Genomic DNA, 14,540 nt, shown 5'->3' with positions numbered 1-14,540 from the left:
CATGGCCGCCGAGCCTGCGTATGGTGACGCCCGCCCGACCGGCATCGATTTGCTGGCCGAGCGTCTGGCGGACTACCTGACCCCCGACCAGGTCAATCTGGTCAGGCGGGCCTACTACTACGCCGAGCAGGCTCACGATGGGCAGCGCCGCCGCAGCGGCGAGCCCTATGTCACCCATCCGCTGGCCGTCGCCAACATCCTCGCCGACATGCACATGGACCATCAGAGCCTGATGGCGGCCATGCTGCACGACGTGATCGAGGACACCGGTATCGCCAAGGAAGCCCTGGTCGCCCAGTTCGGCGAAACGGTGGCGGAGCTGGTGGACGGGGTCAGCAAGCTGACCCAGATGAAGTTCGAGACCAAGGCCGAGGCCCAGGCGGAGAACTTCCAGAAGATGACCATGGCGATGTCCAAGGACATCCGCGTCATCCTGGTCAAGCTGGCCGACCGGCTGCACAACATGCGCACCCTGGACGCCATGCCGCCGGACAAGAGCCGGCGCATCGCCAAGGAAACCCTGGAAATCTACGCGCCCATCGCCAACCGGCTGGGCATGCACGATTTCTACGTGGAATTCGAGGATCTGGGCTTCCGCGCCATGCACCCGATGCGCGCCGAACGCATCCAGCGGGCGGTCAAGACCGCGCGGGGCAATCGCCGCGAGATCCTCGGCAAGATCCAGGAATCCCTGGCCAACTGCCTGGCCCGCGACGGCCTGGACGGCGAGGTGGTCGGACGCGAAAAGCACCTGCACAGCATCTACCAGAAGATGCGCGGCAAGCGTAAGTCGTTCAACGAGATCATGGACGTCTACGGCTTCCGCATCATCGTCGACAAGGTCGACACCTGCTACCGGGTACTCGGCGCGGTCCACAACCTCTACAAGCCGTTCCCGGGGCGCTTCAAGGACTACATCGCCATCCCCAAGGCGAACGGCTACCAGTCCCTGCACACCACCCTGTTCGGCATGCACGGCGTGCCCATCGAGATCCAGATCCGCACCCGCGAGATGGAAGAGATGGCCAACAACGGCATCGCCGCCCATGGCCTGTACAAGGCCGGCGGCGACGAGCCGCGCGCCAGCCACCTGCGCGCGCGCCAGTGGGTGAAGGGCATCCTCGAGTTGCAGCAACGCGCGGGCAACTCCCTGGAATTCATCGAGAACGTGAAGATCGACCTCTTTCCCGACGAGGTCTACGTCTTCACGCCCAAGGGTCGCATCATGGAGCTGCCCAAGGGCTCCACGGCCGTGGACTTCGCCTACGCGGTGCACACCGATGTGGGCAACAGCTGCATCGCCTGCCGCATCAATCGCCGCTTGGCGCCGCTGTCGCAGCCGCTGGGCAGCGGCGAGACGGTGGAGATCGTCACCGCGCCCGGTGCCCGGCCCAATCCGGCCTGGCTCAACTTCGTGGTCACCGGCAAGGCGCGCACCAACATCCGCCACGCGCTCAAGCAGCAGCGGCGTTCCGAGTCCATCAGCCTTGGCGAGCGCCTGCTGAATAAGGCGCTGTCGGGCTTTGGCACCCAGCTGTCGAAGATCTCGCCGATGCGCATCCTCTCGGTGCTGGGCGAGTACAAGGGCGTGGTGCTGGAAGACCTGCTCGAAGAGATCGGCCTGGGCAATCGCATGGCCTACGTGGTGGCGCGGCGCCTGGTGTCCGGCAGCGAGCAGGAAGAGCCGCTGGAGCCGCAGCCCGGCACCACGCCCCAGGGACCGCTGGCCATCCGTGGCTCCGAAGGCCTGGTGATCAGCTACGCCAAGTGCTGCACGCCGATTCCGGGCGATCCCATCGTCGGCCACCTGTCGGCCGGCAAGGGCATGGTGATCCACCTGGAAAACTGTCGGAACATCGCTGAATTCCGGCACAACAGCGAAAAATGCATCGTGCTCAACTGGGCCAAGGACGTCACCGGCGAATTCAGCGTCGAGTTGCGCGTCCAGCTGGAGCACCAGCGCGGCCTGATCGCCATGCTGGCCAACAATGTCACCGCGGTGGACGCCAACGTCGAGAAGATCGGCATGAACGAGCGCGACGGCCGGGTCAGTGTGGTCCAGCTGGTGGTCAGCGTGCGCGATCGCGTGCACCTGGCGCGGGTGATCAAGAAGCTGCGCACGCTCAAGGGCGTGGCCGGTATCACTCGGGTTCGCAGCTGAGGTTGCAGTAGGTCGCCACGGGCTTGCAGAATCGGCCCTTTCCCGCACAGGAGCGACCCATGAGCAAGCAAGTGATCCACACCGACAAGGCGCCCGCCGCCATTGGCACCTATTCCCAGGCGATCAAGGTCGGTGACACCGTCTATCTCTCCGGGCAGATCCCGCTCAACCCGACCAGCATGGAGCTGGTGGACGGCTTCGAAGCCCAGGTGGTCCAGGTCTTCGAGAATCTCAAGTCCGTCGCCGAAGCCGCCGGTGGTTCCCTGGCCGACATCGTCAAGCTGAACATCTTCCTGATCGACCTTGCGCACTTCGCCACCGTCAACGAAATCATGGGGCGCTACTTCCAGCAGCCGTATCCGGCGCGCGCCGCCATCGGCGTGGCGGCCCTGCCCAAGGGCTCCCAGGTGGAAATGGATGGGGTGCTGGTGCTGGGTTGATCCCGGCACAGGACTCGTAGGTTGGGCTGAGCGCAGCGAGGCCCAATAATAGAGCGTGCTGATGGCTCGCCTTGTTGGGCTTCGACGATGGAGCCGTCTCAACCCAACCTACGGGGTATCACGGCTGCAGCGGTGGCTTACCGAGCTAGTGGATGGTCGTAGGTTGGGTTGAGCGCAGCGAAGCCCAACAATAAAGCGCGCTGATGGCTCGGCCTGTTGGGCTTCGACGATGAAGCCGTCTCAGCCCAACCTACGGAATCATCGTGGCCCCATCGGTGGGCCGCGATGGCCCCAAAACGAAAAAAGCCGACCGTCTCGCGACGGTCGGCTTTTTTATGCCTGCCTGTTTAGGCCGGGATGGACTTGATCTTCGGCATCCGCGCCCAGCAACGGTGCTTGGCGATGGCGGCGAAGAAGTCCTGCTGCACCGCCTTGAAGTCGCCGCCGGTGAGCAGCGCCTCGTCGGGGCTCAGATAGACCGCCTTGAGCAGCTGTTCGGCTTCGCCGGTGAGGGCGATGGCCTTGAGGTGCTTGTAGGCTTCCAGCAGGTAGTGCTTGATCACGCCGTCGTCGAGCATGGCCTTGACGCTCTCGGCGCCGCCCGGCACATAGACCGCGTCCAGCGCCACCGAAGGCATGCCCTCGGCCGAGCCATCCACGGCCACTTCGCTGCCGTCGGCCGCCTTGACCGGGCCGGCGGTGGGGCCGAGCACCTTCACGTGGGCACCTTCGGCCTTGAGCGCCTGCTTGATGGCCGCCACTTCGCTGGCGATGACGCCGTCACCCACCAGTACCGCCACCTTGAAGCCCTTGATGTTGCCGGACAGCAGGTTGAGCTGGCTCAGCGCCGGCGACTTGTCGATGGACACCTTGCGCGGCTGCACGGTGGGCGCGGTGGGTGGGGTCACGCCGATCTTCTTGGCGACCTTCTGCGCCAGTTCCAGATCGATGTTGGCCAGGATCTCGTTGACCTGCCGCTCGCGGATCCACATCCGCTCGACCTTGCCCAGCTCGAAGCTGTAGGCATCGGCGACGTGCGACTGTTCGGCTTCCGACAGGCTGTTGTAGAACAGCGTGGCCTGGGAGAAGTGGTCGCCGAAGGTTTCGCTGCGCTCGCGCACCTTGTGGCCGTCGATACGCTCGTAGTAACTCTCGAAACCGCCATCCTGGGGCGCCGGCGCGGTCTCCTTGGGCCAGCCGCCATCGATGGAGTTGGGCTCGTAGGAGGCACGACCCTTGTCGATGGTCATGCGGTACTTGGCGTCGCGCTGGCCGTTGTGGTTCGGCACCACCGGGCGATTGACCGGCAGTTCGTGGAAGTTCGGTCCGCCGAGGCGGCTGATCTGGGTGTCGGTGTAGGAGAACAGCCGACCCTGCAGCAGGGGGTCGTTGCTGAAGTCGATGCCGGGCACGACGTGGCCGGGACAGAAGGCCACCTGCTCGGTCTCGGCAAAGTAGTTGTCCGGGTTGCGGTTGAGCACCAGCTTGCCCAGCGGAGTGATGGGCACCAGCTCCTCGGGGATGATCTTGGTGGCGTCGAGGATGTCCCAGTCGAATTTGTGCTCGTCTTCCTCGGGGATGATCTGCACACCGAATTCCCACTCGGGATAGTCACCGGCCTCGATGGCTTCCCAGAGGTCGCGGCGGTGGGCATCGGTGTCCTTGCCGGCCAGTTTCTGGGCTTCGTCCCACACCAGGGAACGTACGCCACCGGCGGGTTTCAGGTGGATCTTGACGAAGACGCCCTTGCCGGCGGTGTTGATCATGCGGAAGGTGTGGATACCGAACCCCTGCATGCTGCGCAGGTTCACCGGGATGGCGCGGTCGGTCATGGTCCAGAGCACCATGTGCGCCGACTCCGGCACCAGGGAGACAAAGTCCCAGAAGGTGTCGTGGGCGCTGCCGCCGGTGGGGATCTCGTTGTGTGGCTCGGGCTTCACCGCGTGGACGAAGTCCGGGAATTTGATGGCGTCCTGGATAAAGAAGACCGGCATGTTGTTGCCGACCATGTCCCAGTTGCCTTCCTCGGTATAGAACTTGATGGCGAAGCCGCGCACGTCACGCACGCTGTCGCCGGAGCCGCGCGGGCCCTGCACGGTGGAGAAGCGCACGAACACCGGAGTCTGGTGGTTGGGATCGCGGAAGAGGGCGGCCTTGGTCAGGTCGGACCAGTCCTGGTAGGGCTGGAAGTAGCCGTAGGCGCCGGTGCCCCGGGCGTGGACGATACGCTCCGGGATGCGCTCGTGGTCGAAGTGGGTGATCTTCTCCCGCATGATGAAATCTTCGAGCAGGGAGGGCCCGCGGGTGCCGGCGCGCAGCGAATTCTGGTTGTCGGCGATCTTCACGCCGTGGTTGGTACGCAGTGCCTGGCCGGTGGCGTCCGAACGGAATTGCTCCAGTTGCTCGATCTTCTTCGAGGTGTTCTGGCGATCCGGGGTGTCGGTGCCGGCGAGTTCACTCTTGGGGGGCGTAGCCATGGAGTCCTCATCAGGCGCCTGGAGGGCGCTCTTTGCGTCCCCTACGGAATGTGGGGCGAATTCAGGCAGTCCTTTAGTGACTAGCCGCCGCAAGCCGACGTTCCGTCACGCGGCCGCGAAGCGACGGGCTGTTTCCCCGGCGAGGCGACGGCCGATGGCTGGCCATATGCCTTTATTGGCTTGATACCCGACAACAAGTGCTAAGCAGATATAAGCGCGCGCGTTAAACTGCGCGGCTGGATACCCTCCTGTTGTCTGACGATTCACTCAAGGTTTTCCCATTGATCGAATTCCACGCTGTCCACAAGACGTACCGCACGCGCGGTCGCGAGGTCGCGGCGCTCCAGCCGGTCGACCTGAGGATCGAAGCCGGCGAGATCTTCGGCCTGATCGGCCATTCCGGCGCCGGCAAGAGCACCCTCTTGCGCCTGATCAACCGTCTCGAAGCCCCCAGCGGCGGTCGCCTGCAGGTCGATGGCGCCGAGGTCACCACCCTGGGCTCGACCGAGCTGCGCGATTTCCGCCGCCGCATCGGCATGATCTTCCAGCACTTCAACCTGCTTTCGTCCAAGACCGTGGCGGCCAACGTGGCCCTGCCGCTGGAACTGGCCGGCGGCCGCTCGCGGGCGCAGATCGCCCAGCGCGTCGAGGAACTGCTGGCGCGGGTCGGCCTGTCCGACCAGGCGCGCAAGTACCCGGCGCAACTCTCCGGCGGCCAGAAGCAGCGCGTCGGCATCGCCCGCGCCCTGGCCACCGAGCCGAAGATCCTGCTCTGCGACGAGGCCACCAGCGCCCTCGATCCCCAGACCACCGCCCAGGTGCTGCAACTGCTCGCCGAACTCAATCGCGAACTGGGCCTGACCATCGTGCTGATCACCCATGAAATGGACGTGATCCGCCGCGTCTGCGATCGCGTCGCGGTGCTCGATGGCGGCGCCGTGGTGGAGCAGGGCACCGTCGCCGATGTCTTCCTGCACCCGCAGCACCCCACCACCCGCCGCTTCGTGTTCGAGGCCGAGCATCAGGACGAGACCGAACTGGCCGACGCCTATGCCCATGTCGAAGGCCGCATCCTGCGGCTGACCTTTCGCGGCGAAGCCACCTATGCACCGCTGCTGGGCCATGTCGCCCGGGAGACCGGTGTGGATTACAGCATTCTCGGCGGTCGCATCGACCGCATCCGGGACGAGCCCTATGGCCAGCTCACCATCGCCCTGGTGGGCGGTGACCTGGATGCCGCCCTGGCTCGCTTCCAGGCCGCCGACGTCACCGTGGAGGTCCTGCGCTGATGGACGAACTCTTCAGCAACATCGACTGGGCCGAGATCTGGCAGGCGACCCAGGACACCCTGGCCATGCTTGGCTGGTCCATGCTCTTCACCCTGATCCTCGGCCTGCCGCTGGGCGTGCTGCTGTTCCTTACCAGCCGCCGCCAGCTGCTGGAGCAGCCGCTGGTCTACGGCATCCTCTCCTTCGTGGTCAACGTGCTGCGCTCGGTGCCCTTCATCATCCTGCTGATCCTGATGATCCCCATCACGGTCTGGCTGATCGGCACCTCGCTGGGCGTCGAGGGCGCCATTCCGCCGCTGGTGGTGGGCGCCGCGCCCTTCTTTGCCCGGCTGGTGGAAACCGCCCTGCGCGAGGTCGACCGCGGCATCATCGAGGCTACCCAGGCCATGGGCGCCAGTCTCTGGCAGATCGTCACCCGCACCCTGTTGCCCGAGGCCCTGCCCGGGCTGATTGCGGCCACCACCGTCACCGCCATCGCCCTGGTGTCCTACACCGCCATGGCCGGGGTGATCGGCGGCGGCGGCCTCGGCGATCTGGCCATCCGTTTCGGTTACCAGCGCTTCCAGACCGACGTCATGGTGGTCACGGTGCTCTTGCTGCTGGTGCTGGTCCAGGTACTGCAGATGGTCGGCGATCGCCTCGTCGCCCATTTCAGTCGTCGTTGATTCAGGCTTCATCCACTCGAAGGTTTTGCACAAGGAAAATCCCCGATGTCGCTGAAACGTACCCTGCTGTCCCTGGCCTTCGGCCTGGGTGTCGCCACCGCCGCCCAGGCCGCCGAGACCCTGACCGTCGCGGTCAATCCGGTTCCCCATGCGGAGATCCTGGAATTCATCAAGCCGCAGCTGGCCAAGGAAGGCGTGGACCTCAAGATCAAGGTCTTCACCGACTACATCCAGCCCGATCGCCAGACCGATCAGAAGCAGGTGGATGCCAACTACTTCCAGACCAAACCCTATTACGCCAGCTACCAGAAGAGCAATCCGAGCAGCGACCAGGTGCCGGTGGTGGCGGTGCACGTCGAGCCCTTCGGTGCCTACTCGCAGAAGATCAAGGACATCAAGGAGCTCAAGGACGGCGCCACCGTGGCCATCCCCAACGATCCGAGCAACTCCGGTCGCGCGCTGCTGCTGATCGCCAAGCAGGGCCTGATCACCCTGAAGGATCCGAGCAACGTCACCGCCACCCCGCGTGACGTCGTCGAGAATCCCAAGCACCTCAAGTTCAAGGAGCTGGAAGCCGCGACCCTGCCGCGGGTGCTGAACCAGGTCGACCTGGCGCTGATCAACGCCAACTACGCCCTGGAAGCCAAGCTGGTGCCGACCAAGGATGCCCTCTTCATCGAGAGCGGCGAGTCGCCCTACGCCAACCTGCTCTACACCCGCGCCGACAAGGCCAACGACCCGGCCATCCAGAAGCTGGCCAAGGCCCTGACCACCCCCGAGGTGAAGCAATTCATCGAGAAGAAGTACCAGGGCGCCGTCGTTCCCGCGTTCTGAGCCTCAGCTCCACCGCCGTCGACGCCCGCAGAGGCGCCGACGGTTCCACCCCGCTTTAGGAAACTGCCATGAAGAAATTGCTCGCCACCGCCGCCCTGCTGGCCGCCAGCCTGAGCGCCCACGCCGCCGAGACCCTCAGCGTCGCCGCCACCCCGGTGCCCCACGCCGAGATCCTCGAATTCGTCAAACCCCAGCTGGCCAAGGAAGGGGTGGACCTGCAGATCAAGGTCTTCACCGACTACGTGCAGCCCAACCTGCAGGTGGCCCAGAAGCGCCTGGACGCCAATTTCTTCCAGCACCAGCCCTACCTGGATGAATTCAACAAGAGCCGTGGCACCGACCTGGTGACCGTCGCCCAGGTCCACGTCGAGCCCTTCGGCATCTACTCGCAGAAGATCAAGAAGCTCGACGAAGTCCGCGAAGGCGCCGTCGTGGCCATCCCCAGCGATGCCACCAATGGCGGCCGCGCCCTGCTGCTGCTGGAGAAGGCCGGGCTGATCAAGCTCAAGGACAGCGCCAACATCCTCGCCACGCCCAAGGACATCGCCGAGAATCCCAAGCAGCTCAAGTTCAAGGAGCTGGAAGCCGCGACCCTGCCGCGCGTGCTGAATCAGGTCGACCTGGCGCTGATCAACACCAACTACGCCCTGGAAGCCAAGCTCAACCCGACCCAGGACGCCCTGCTGCTGGAAGGCAAGGAATCGCCCTACGCCAACATCCTGGTCGCCCGCCCGGACAACAAGGACAGCGACGCCGTGCAGAAGCTGGCCAAGGCGCTGAACACCCCGGCGGTGAAGCAGTTCATCGAAGAGAAGTACCAGGGTGCCGTGGTGCCGGCGTTCTGAGCGCCGCCTGACGCTGCCTGACAGGAAAAACGCCGGCCCAGTGCCGGCGTTTTTCATGGGGCTCAGCGGCGTTTCAGAGGTATGACGCCCATCCCCAGACCAAAGGGCCGAAAGACCGCCTGCAGCGTCGCCAGGGTGGGATTGCCTTCGTCCTGCTCCAGTTGCCGTAGGGTGCGCAGCGAGATACGGGCCATGCGCGCGAAGTCGGTCTGGGTAAGGCCGGTGATCTCGCGGCGCAGGCGCCGGACACCGGCGCCCAGGCTCAGGCGTCCACTCTGTAATCCCTCACGGATATCATCCAGCGTACGTTGCCGCCGCTCTTGATCGTCAAGGCTCATAGCAGCCCTGCCTCGCGCAGATGGCTATCCAGGCGCCGCAGCGGAATTTGCGGATGCTCCCAGGTAGTCTGCGGCAACACCGGCCGCAGTAGGTCCGGCAGGGCACGGAGCACCTCGGCGCTCTTCTTGAGGGCATCCCACAGCCGTTCCGGATCGTCCCACTCGGCCAGTAGCCGACAGGCTGCATGCCAATCGACAACGCCGGCCTGTTCGACGGGCATGGGCCATTTGCTGGTTCGGGTGATGCCTTGTTCGTCCATAACCATGGGGGCGAGGTCGTACAGGGGGGCCAGACGAACACCACGCTCATCGCGCAGGATGGCGGTATTGCGACCGTGGTTATCACTGTTGCCCAGCAGTTGATTGAGCAGATCACGCCGCAGGTAATCATCCAGCAGCGCCGGTATCCCCTGGTCCTGATTGGCTGCGCGCCAAACCCTGGTCAGGGCGCCGATGGCGTCAAGATGATTCAGATAGCTACCGGGTACCAGGGTGTGAGTCAGGGAATAGAGGGATTCAACGGCCAGACGCTCCACCCCTCGGGGGCTGGTGCAGCGGTCGAAGCGTGGCATCCAGAGGCTGGGACGGCGGCCTTCTTCCAGGGCGAGTCCGCTGGCGGAAACAGTCTCCAGTCCTAGGGCGTTCAGGGCTTGATAGTAGCAGTGCTCGCTGCGCAGGATGTCCTGGTCGGTGGCGCTGGCTCTGTTGCGTGGAAACTTCACCAGCCAATGTCGGCAGGCCAGGTCATCGGGCAGGGTGGCATCCGGATGGAGCAAGCCCTGAGGATCTTCCGCCAGCAGCAGCTTGGGTGCATCGCCACCCGCGCCGGTTGCACCGCCGATGGCGGCACCTTGCTCATAGGCATATTCCAGAAAACCCTGATCGCGAGCGACAACCTGTTCACGGGTGAAGCCCACGGAGAGTGTCTGCGCAGGCTCATCTAGCGACTCACGAATTCGCAGATGGCCGATGGGCGCTGGCGTGCAGCGGGATAACAACTGAAAGTCGGTCTGAGCAGCTTCCTCTGCGCTCAGCCCAAGGCGAGGGAGCAGAAAACGGCGAGCGGCGCCGGCCGGAAGAATGTCATGGAGAAACGCCGGCCAATGGGGCAGGCGCTCGACCTCCCAGCTCAAGGGCAGGTTGGCGCTCACTGCGGCGGCCGTAGGCGTGCCGAAATCATCCTCAGGTAGGCAGCCAGATAGCTGAGGGTGCAGGCGCCTTGTTGGGGACCTTGCCTGGGATCATCGAAAACCAGGCGCAAGGCATCACGCCAATGCCCGGTCAGATAGGTTTGAACCACCAGCGTACTCACGGGCGACCTCCGGCAATATACTGCCGGCGAGTATCGGCTGTTGACGTATTATCGGCAATATAGTGCCGTAAAAACCGTTATAATGAGTAAATTTAGGCATTAAATTGCCGTTTCAGCTGTAACCGGCACGCTGCCTCGGCGGCTGACGATCACCAGCAGCACGGCGGCGCCGAAGGCCATCAGCAGCGGCACGGCATGGCCGGTGAGCCACTGGCTGGCGGCGCCGGTGACCAGCGGACCGACCAGGCAGCCGAGTCCCCAGAGCTGGGCGATGCAGGCATTGGCGCTGACCAGTTCGGCATCGCGATAGCGCTCGCCGACCAGGATCAGCGCCAGGGTGAAGAGACCGCCGGCGGTGGCGCCGAACAGCACCAGCAGCGGCCAGACGCCCGGGGTATGCAGCAGCAGTGGCAGCGCCAGGCTGACCGCCAGCAGGCCCAGGGTGCAGCCGAGAAACAGGCCCTGGCGCGAGAGGCGGTCGGCGAGCAGGCCCAGCGGCAGCTGCAGCAGGGCATCGCCCACCACCACGGCGCTGACCATGTACAAGGCCAGCTGCTGGCCGAAGCCCTGGTTGAGGGCATAGACCGGCAGCAGGGTGAGGATCATCGCCTCGAAGCAGGCGAACAGCGCCACCGCCCAGGCGATGGCCGGAGCGCCGCGGCAGAAGTCCAGTAGCGCCCGCCAGGCCGCGGTATGGCCGCCGGCCGCTGGCGCGCCCCGGCGACCGAGCAGCAGGGTGGCGCCGCCGAGCATGAGCAGGGCACCCAGCCAGAAGCCCTGGTCGCCCTCGGTCCCCAGCACCCCCAGCAGCAACGGACCAGCCAGCTGGCTCAGGGCATAGCTGCTGCCATAGAGCGCCACCAGGCGGCCACGCCAGCGATCGGTGATGACCTGGTTCATCCAGCTCTCACCGAGCACGAAGATCAGCGTGAGGATGGCGCCCAGCGCCAGACGCAGCAGCAGCCACAGCAGATAGCTGGGGAGCAGCGACAGCAGGATCAGCGAGGCGGCGCCCGTCACCAGGCACAGCTGCATCAGCCGCGGTGTGCCGACTCGCGCGGCCAGGCGTCCGGCCAGGCTGGCGCCAGTGAGGATGCCGAGGGCCGGCGAGGCGGCCATGACGCCGATGGCGAAACTGCCATAGCCCCAGCCCTCCAGCCGCAGCGAGACCAGCGGCATCGACAGGCCGATGGCCAGACCGACGCTGATGACGCTGCCCAGCACGGCGAAATAGATGGCCCAGGGCATGGGTGATGACGAGGCATTCATGGGCGCAGCCTAGCTGAAGGAGACAGGGGGTGGACAGTCGGCAGGCGCAACCATGGCGCTCCGGGTATCAGCCGGATTCCGCTACGGTTGGCCTTTGCCGGGCTTTCGCGTAGCGTGCGCGCTACCTGAAGCCGGTTGGGAGATAACAGAACATGCGGAAATGGCAGTGCATCGTGTGCGGCTATATCTATGACGAAGCCCTGGGCTGGCCGGACGACGGCATCGCGCCGGGGACGCGCTGGGAGGATGTGCCCGAGGACTGGCTGTGCCCGGATTGCGGCGTGGGCAAGGGCGACTTCGAGATGATCGCCATCGGCTGATCACTCCGCTCCGCGTCCTCCACGCGGACACAAAAAAGGCATCGCAGCGGCGATGCCTTTTGCCTGCAGCGGCGATTCACGCCGCCTCATGCTCAGTCTTCGATGCTGTCCTTCAGCGCCTTGCCGGGCTTGAACGCCACCGTGTTGCTCGCACGAATCTTGACCGGCTCGCCGGTCTGGGGATTCTTCCCCATGCGGGCACCGCGGTGACGCGGCAGGAAGGTGCCGAAGCCGACCAGGGTAACGCTGTCCTTGCGGTGCAGCGCATTCGCGATCTCGTCCAACAGCGTGTTGAGCACGACGTTGGCCTGTTCCTTTGGAAGTCCGACTTTTTCAGCGATCACCGTCGCCAATTCAGGCTTGCGCATAGCTACCTCTCGTGGGGTCATTTTTAGCCGTGTGGGCGTCGCATGGCTTTCCTGGCAAAGCGATTACCCCCGAGATAGAGGGTGGCCCGACACAAAGATCGTTGGTGCGACAAAAGTCGAACCAGATAGCGTTATAAGGCAAACCCGAGAAGAGCGAAAGTTAATTAGCAGACTATTAGCCATTGGTAGGATGACCGACGCCGACTTGGGCATTTATCAGTCAATTCAGGCGCTTTTTGTGGACAGAATGTCCACTTTATGCGGTGGCCTTTGCATGGCACTAGCGCGTCGCGAGGCTCTGGCAAGCCAGTATCGCGATCAGCGATCCTGGTGGCGGCCTGGCCGTCCGTCGGCGCACCGCTCGCGCGGGGAAAGGCGTGGCGGAGCGCCCCTTGGCCGCTCCGCCACCCGGATCAGGCCGGTGCCTGGGTCGGCATGACCGGTTGACCCGCCGGGGCCTGGCCTTCCAGGCGCCGCTCCAGTGCCTTGGGCTCGATCACCAGGCGCATGCCATTGCTGGCCTGGGTCCGTCCCCAGTCTTCCAGCAGCTCCATGCAGGCATGATCGATATAGGAGACGCGCTCCAGGGGCACGTGCAGGGTGGTGCCCGGCTTGACCTGCTCCAGCACCTTGGTCAGCTGGGGCACGCGCAGGAAGGTCGCGGCGCCCACCAGGCGCAGATCGGCCTGGTCCGGCTGGTCTTCGCGATAGCTCAGGCTGACCTTGAGCTGGGCCGCCTTGACCGCCAGGAAGGCGATCGACAGGCCAAAGCCCACCAGCACCCCGGTCAGCAGATCGGTGGCGACGATCATCAGGGCGGTCAGGGCATAGATGACCATGGGCGTCCGGCCATAGCGCTTGAGTCCGCTCAGCGACTTGGGGTCGGCCAGCTTGACGCCGGTGAACACCAGCACGCCGGCCAGGCTCGCCACCGGCACCAGCTTGAGCACGAAGGGCAGGGCGGCGACGAAGGCCAGTAGCCAGAGGCCATGCAGGATGGCGGAGGCGCGACTGGTGGCGCCGGCCTGGACATTGGCCGAGCTGCGCACGATGACCCCGGTCATGGGCAGCGCGCCGAGGGCGCCGCAGAGCAGGTTGCCGATCCCCTGGGCACCCAGCTCGCGGTCGAAGTGCGAGCGCGGCCCATTGTGCATGCGGTCCACCGCGGCGGCCGAGAGCAGGGTCTCGGCGCTGGCAATGAAGGCCAGAGCCAGGGCGGCCACCACCAGTTCGGCGTTGGCCAGCATGCCGAGGTCGGCGAAGGTCACCCAGTCGATGGCGTCGGCCAGGTTGTTGGGCACCTCCACGCGGCGGATGTCCAGCGCCAGCCAGAGACTGGCCAGGGTCGCCAGGGTCACGCCGATCAGGGCGCCGGGCAGGAAGCGCAGCGTCTGCGGGCGGAATTTCTCCCACAGCCACATGCTGGCGATGGTCAGCAGTCCGATCAGCGCCGCCTGGGCACCGCTGCCACTGCCGTTCCATTGACCCGCCGCGGTGAGGGCGGCGCCCGGGAAGGCCAGCAGGTTGGAAAGCCCCGAGGCCGCCGGTTTGGCGTCCAGCATCACGTGCAGTTGCGAGAGCACGATGAGGATGCCGATGCCGGCGAGCATGCCGTAGACCACCGCCGGTGAGGTGACGCGGAACCAGGCGCCCAGCCGGGTGAAGCCGGCGATGAGTTGCAGCAGGCCGGCGAGCAGCAGTACCGGGCCCAGCGCCTCGATGCCATGGCGGTTGATCAGGTCGAACACCAGCACCACCAGGCCGGCGGCCGGACCGCTGACCTGCAGCGGCGAGCCGGCGAGAAAGCCGACCACCAGGCCACCGATGATGCCGGTGATGATGCCCTTGGCCGGCGGCATGCCGGAGGCGATGGCGATCCCCATGCACAGCGGCAGGGCGACCAGAAACACTACCAGTGAGGCCAGGGCGTCGCGCGAAAGGTTGCGCCCCGGGGTCTGTTGATTGCCAAGCATGGTCCTGGTCCTCCAGCGACTAGGAAAAAGGGTGCCCCGCGCGTCATATCACGTCATATGACACGGTTCGGGATTCAGGCGGCTAGCGGCTAGGGTGGGCGATCCCCATGGAGCCCCAAGGTGGGATCGTCCGGCGCAGTGCGCTGTTATGGAGACGGGCCGAGCGACCCGTCTCGGGGCGGGGCCCCCCCCCCCCCCCCGGGCGCGCGGGGGGGGGGGCCGGGGGGGGGCGCGCGCGGGGGGGGGGGC

At 65.4% G+C, this 14,540-nt stretch carries 14 protein-coding genes; 7 read left to right on the top strand and 7 right to left on the bottom strand.

Annotation, left to right across the window (positions count from 1 at the left end):
* The first annotated feature begins 1 nt into the window (after window position 1).
* On the top strand, window positions 2–2,161 hold the full coding sequence (spoT, locus tag QMX82_RS19475; RefSeq protein ID WP_133860374.1) for a bifunctional GTP diphosphokinase/guanosine-3',5'-bis pyrophosphate 3'-pyrophosphohydrolase: 2,160 nt from the start codon (window positions 2–4) through the stop codon (window positions 2,159–2,161).
* Between the two features lie 59 nt (window positions 2,162–2,220).
* Window positions 2,221–2,601, top strand: a complete 381-nt coding sequence (locus QMX82_RS19470; RefSeq protein ID WP_007161463.1) for a RidA family protein — start codon at window positions 2,221–2,223, stop codon at window positions 2,599–2,601.
* A gap of 347 nt (window positions 2,602–2,948) precedes the next feature.
* Here the strand turns inward: QMX82_RS19470 and katE are convergent, their stop codons facing one another.
* On the bottom strand, window positions 2,949–5,078 hold the full coding sequence (gene katE / locus QMX82_RS19465) for a catalase HPII (RefSeq protein ID WP_282286672.1): 2,130 nt from the start codon (window positions 5,076–5,078) through the stop codon (window positions 2,949–2,951).
* A 281-nt stretch (window positions 5,079–5,359) separates the two neighbouring features.
* Between katE and QMX82_RS19460 the strand changes: the two genes are divergently transcribed.
* The 4 genes from QMX82_RS19460 to QMX82_RS19445 all read left to right on the top strand — a co-directional run bounded on the left by QMX82_RS19460 (window position 5,360) and on the right by QMX82_RS19445 (window position 8,711).
* Complete coding sequence (locus QMX82_RS19460; RefSeq protein ID WP_158889638.1) at window positions 5,360–6,367, top strand: methionine ABC transporter ATP-binding protein; 1,008 nt, start codon at window positions 5,360–5,362, stop codon at window positions 6,365–6,367.
* Window positions 6,367–7,032, top strand: coding sequence for a methionine ABC transporter permease (locus tag QMX82_RS19455; protein ID WP_017639302.1), 666 nt, complete (start codon window positions 6,367–6,369; stop codon window positions 7,030–7,032). Before QMX82_RS19460 ends, QMX82_RS19455 begins: the two co-directional genes overlap by 1 nt.
* A gap of 51 nt (window positions 7,033–7,083) precedes the next feature.
* On the top strand, window positions 7,084–7,866 hold the full coding sequence (locus QMX82_RS19450) for a MetQ/NlpA family ABC transporter substrate-binding protein (protein WP_371913873.1): 783 nt from the start codon (window positions 7,084–7,086) through the stop codon (window positions 7,864–7,866).
* A 68-nt stretch (window positions 7,867–7,934) separates the two neighbouring features.
* A complete protein-coding gene (locus QMX82_RS19445) occupies window positions 7,935–8,711 on the top strand; it encodes a MetQ/NlpA family ABC transporter substrate-binding protein (RefSeq protein WP_282286661.1) in 777 nt (258 codons plus the stop codon).
* Window positions 8,712–8,773: 62 nt separating this feature from the next.
* Here QMX82_RS19445 and QMX82_RS19440 read toward each other — a convergent pair whose 3' ends face one another.
* The 4 genes from QMX82_RS19440 to QMX82_RS19430 all read right to left on the bottom strand — a co-directional run bounded on the left by QMX82_RS19440 (window position 8,774) and on the right by QMX82_RS19430 (window position 11,609).
* Window positions 8,774–9,049 (bottom strand): helix-turn-helix domain-containing protein, encoded by a 276-nt coding sequence (locus QMX82_RS19440; protein ID WP_187980853.1) that lies wholly within the window; start codon window positions 9,047–9,049, stop codon window positions 8,774–8,776.
* Complete coding sequence (locus tag QMX82_RS19435; RefSeq protein WP_315969699.1) at window positions 9,046–9,966, bottom strand: HipA domain-containing protein; 921 nt, start codon at window positions 9,964–9,966, stop codon at window positions 9,046–9,048. Before QMX82_RS19435 ends, QMX82_RS19440 begins: the two co-directional genes overlap by 4 nt.
* Window positions 9,967–10,196: 230 nt before the next feature.
* Window positions 10,197–10,361 (bottom strand): hypothetical protein, encoded by a 165-nt coding sequence (locus QMX82_RS25825; protein ID WP_336619075.1) that lies wholly within the window; start codon window positions 10,359–10,361, stop codon window positions 10,197–10,199.
* 99 nt (window positions 10,362–10,460) lie between these two features.
* Complete coding sequence (locus QMX82_RS19430) at window positions 10,461–11,609, bottom strand: MFS transporter (RefSeq protein ID WP_282286692.1); 1,149 nt, start codon at window positions 11,607–11,609, stop codon at window positions 10,461–10,463.
* Window positions 11,610–11,782: 173 nt separating this feature from the next.
* Here QMX82_RS19430 and QMX82_RS19425 point away from each other — a divergent pair, with 173 nt between their 5' ends.
* Window positions 11,783–11,950 carry a rubredoxin gene (locus QMX82_RS19425; protein WP_007161456.1) on the top strand — a complete coding sequence of 56 codons (168 nt, stop codon included), beginning with the start codon at window positions 11,783–11,785 and terminating at the stop codon, window positions 11,948–11,950.
* Between the two features lie 92 nt (window positions 11,951–12,042).
* Here the strand turns inward: QMX82_RS19425 and QMX82_RS19420 are convergent, their stop codons facing one another.
* Window positions 12,043–12,318 (bottom strand): HU family DNA-binding protein, encoded by a 276-nt coding sequence (locus QMX82_RS19420; RefSeq protein WP_208693221.1) that lies wholly within the window; start codon window positions 12,316–12,318, stop codon window positions 12,043–12,045.
* A gap of 413 nt (window positions 12,319–12,731) precedes the next feature.
* The gene (locus QMX82_RS19415; protein WP_282286655.1) at window positions 12,732–14,291 is read right to left on the bottom strand and encodes a SulP family inorganic anion transporter; all 1,560 of its coding nucleotides are present in this window, start codon (window positions 14,289–14,291) and stop codon (window positions 12,732–12,734) included.
* Window positions 14,292–14,540 lie beyond the last annotated feature (249 nt).

This window comes from Pseudomonas sp. PS02302, assembly GCF_029959585.1.
Lineage (GTDB): Bacteria > Pseudomonadota > Gammaproteobacteria > Pseudomonadales > Pseudomonadaceae > Chryseomonas > Chryseomonas aestiva.
The sequence above is the reverse complement of the archived record's forward strand: the minus strand, read 5'-3'. Positions and strand labels throughout refer to the sequence as shown.

What these genes read in the sequence shown, in the direction of transcription:
- spoT (WP_133860374.1), top strand. Translation starts at nt 2, where the DNA reads ATGGCCGCCGAGCCTGCGTATGGTGACGCCCGCCCGACCGGCATCGAT.
- QMX82_RS19470 (WP_007161463.1), top strand. Translation starts at nt 2,221, where the DNA reads ATGAGCAAGCAAGTGATCCACACCGACAAGGCGCCCGCCGCCATTGGC.
- katE (WP_282286672.1), bottom strand. Translation starts at nt 5,078, where the DNA reads ATGGCTACGCCCCCCAAGAGTGAACTCGCCGGCACCGACACCCCGGAT.
- QMX82_RS19455 (WP_017639302.1), top strand. Translation starts at nt 6,367, where the DNA reads ATGGACGAACTCTTCAGCAACATCGACTGGGCCGAGATCTGGCAGGCG.
- QMX82_RS19445 (WP_282286661.1), top strand. Translation starts at nt 7,935, where the DNA reads ATGAAGAAATTGCTCGCCACCGCCGCCCTGCTGGCCGCCAGCCTGAGC.
- QMX82_RS19440 (WP_187980853.1), bottom strand. Translation starts at nt 9,049, where the DNA reads ATGAGCCTTGACGATCAAGAGCGGCGGCAACGTACGCTGGATGATATC.
- QMX82_RS19430 (WP_282286692.1), bottom strand. Translation starts at nt 11,609, where the DNA reads ATGCCCTGGGCCATCTATTTCGCCGTGCTGGGCAGCGTCATCAGCGTC.
- QMX82_RS19425 (WP_007161456.1), top strand. Translation starts at nt 11,783, where the DNA reads ATGCGGAAATGGCAGTGCATCGTGTGCGGCTATATCTATGACGAAGCC.
- QMX82_RS19420 (WP_208693221.1), bottom strand. Translation starts at nt 12,318, where the DNA reads ATGCGCAAGCCTGAATTGGCGACGGTGATCGCTGAAAAAGTCGGACTT.
- QMX82_RS19415 (WP_282286655.1), bottom strand. Translation starts at nt 14,291, where the DNA reads ATGCTTGGCAATCAACAGACCCCGGGGCGCAACCTTTCGCGCGACGCC.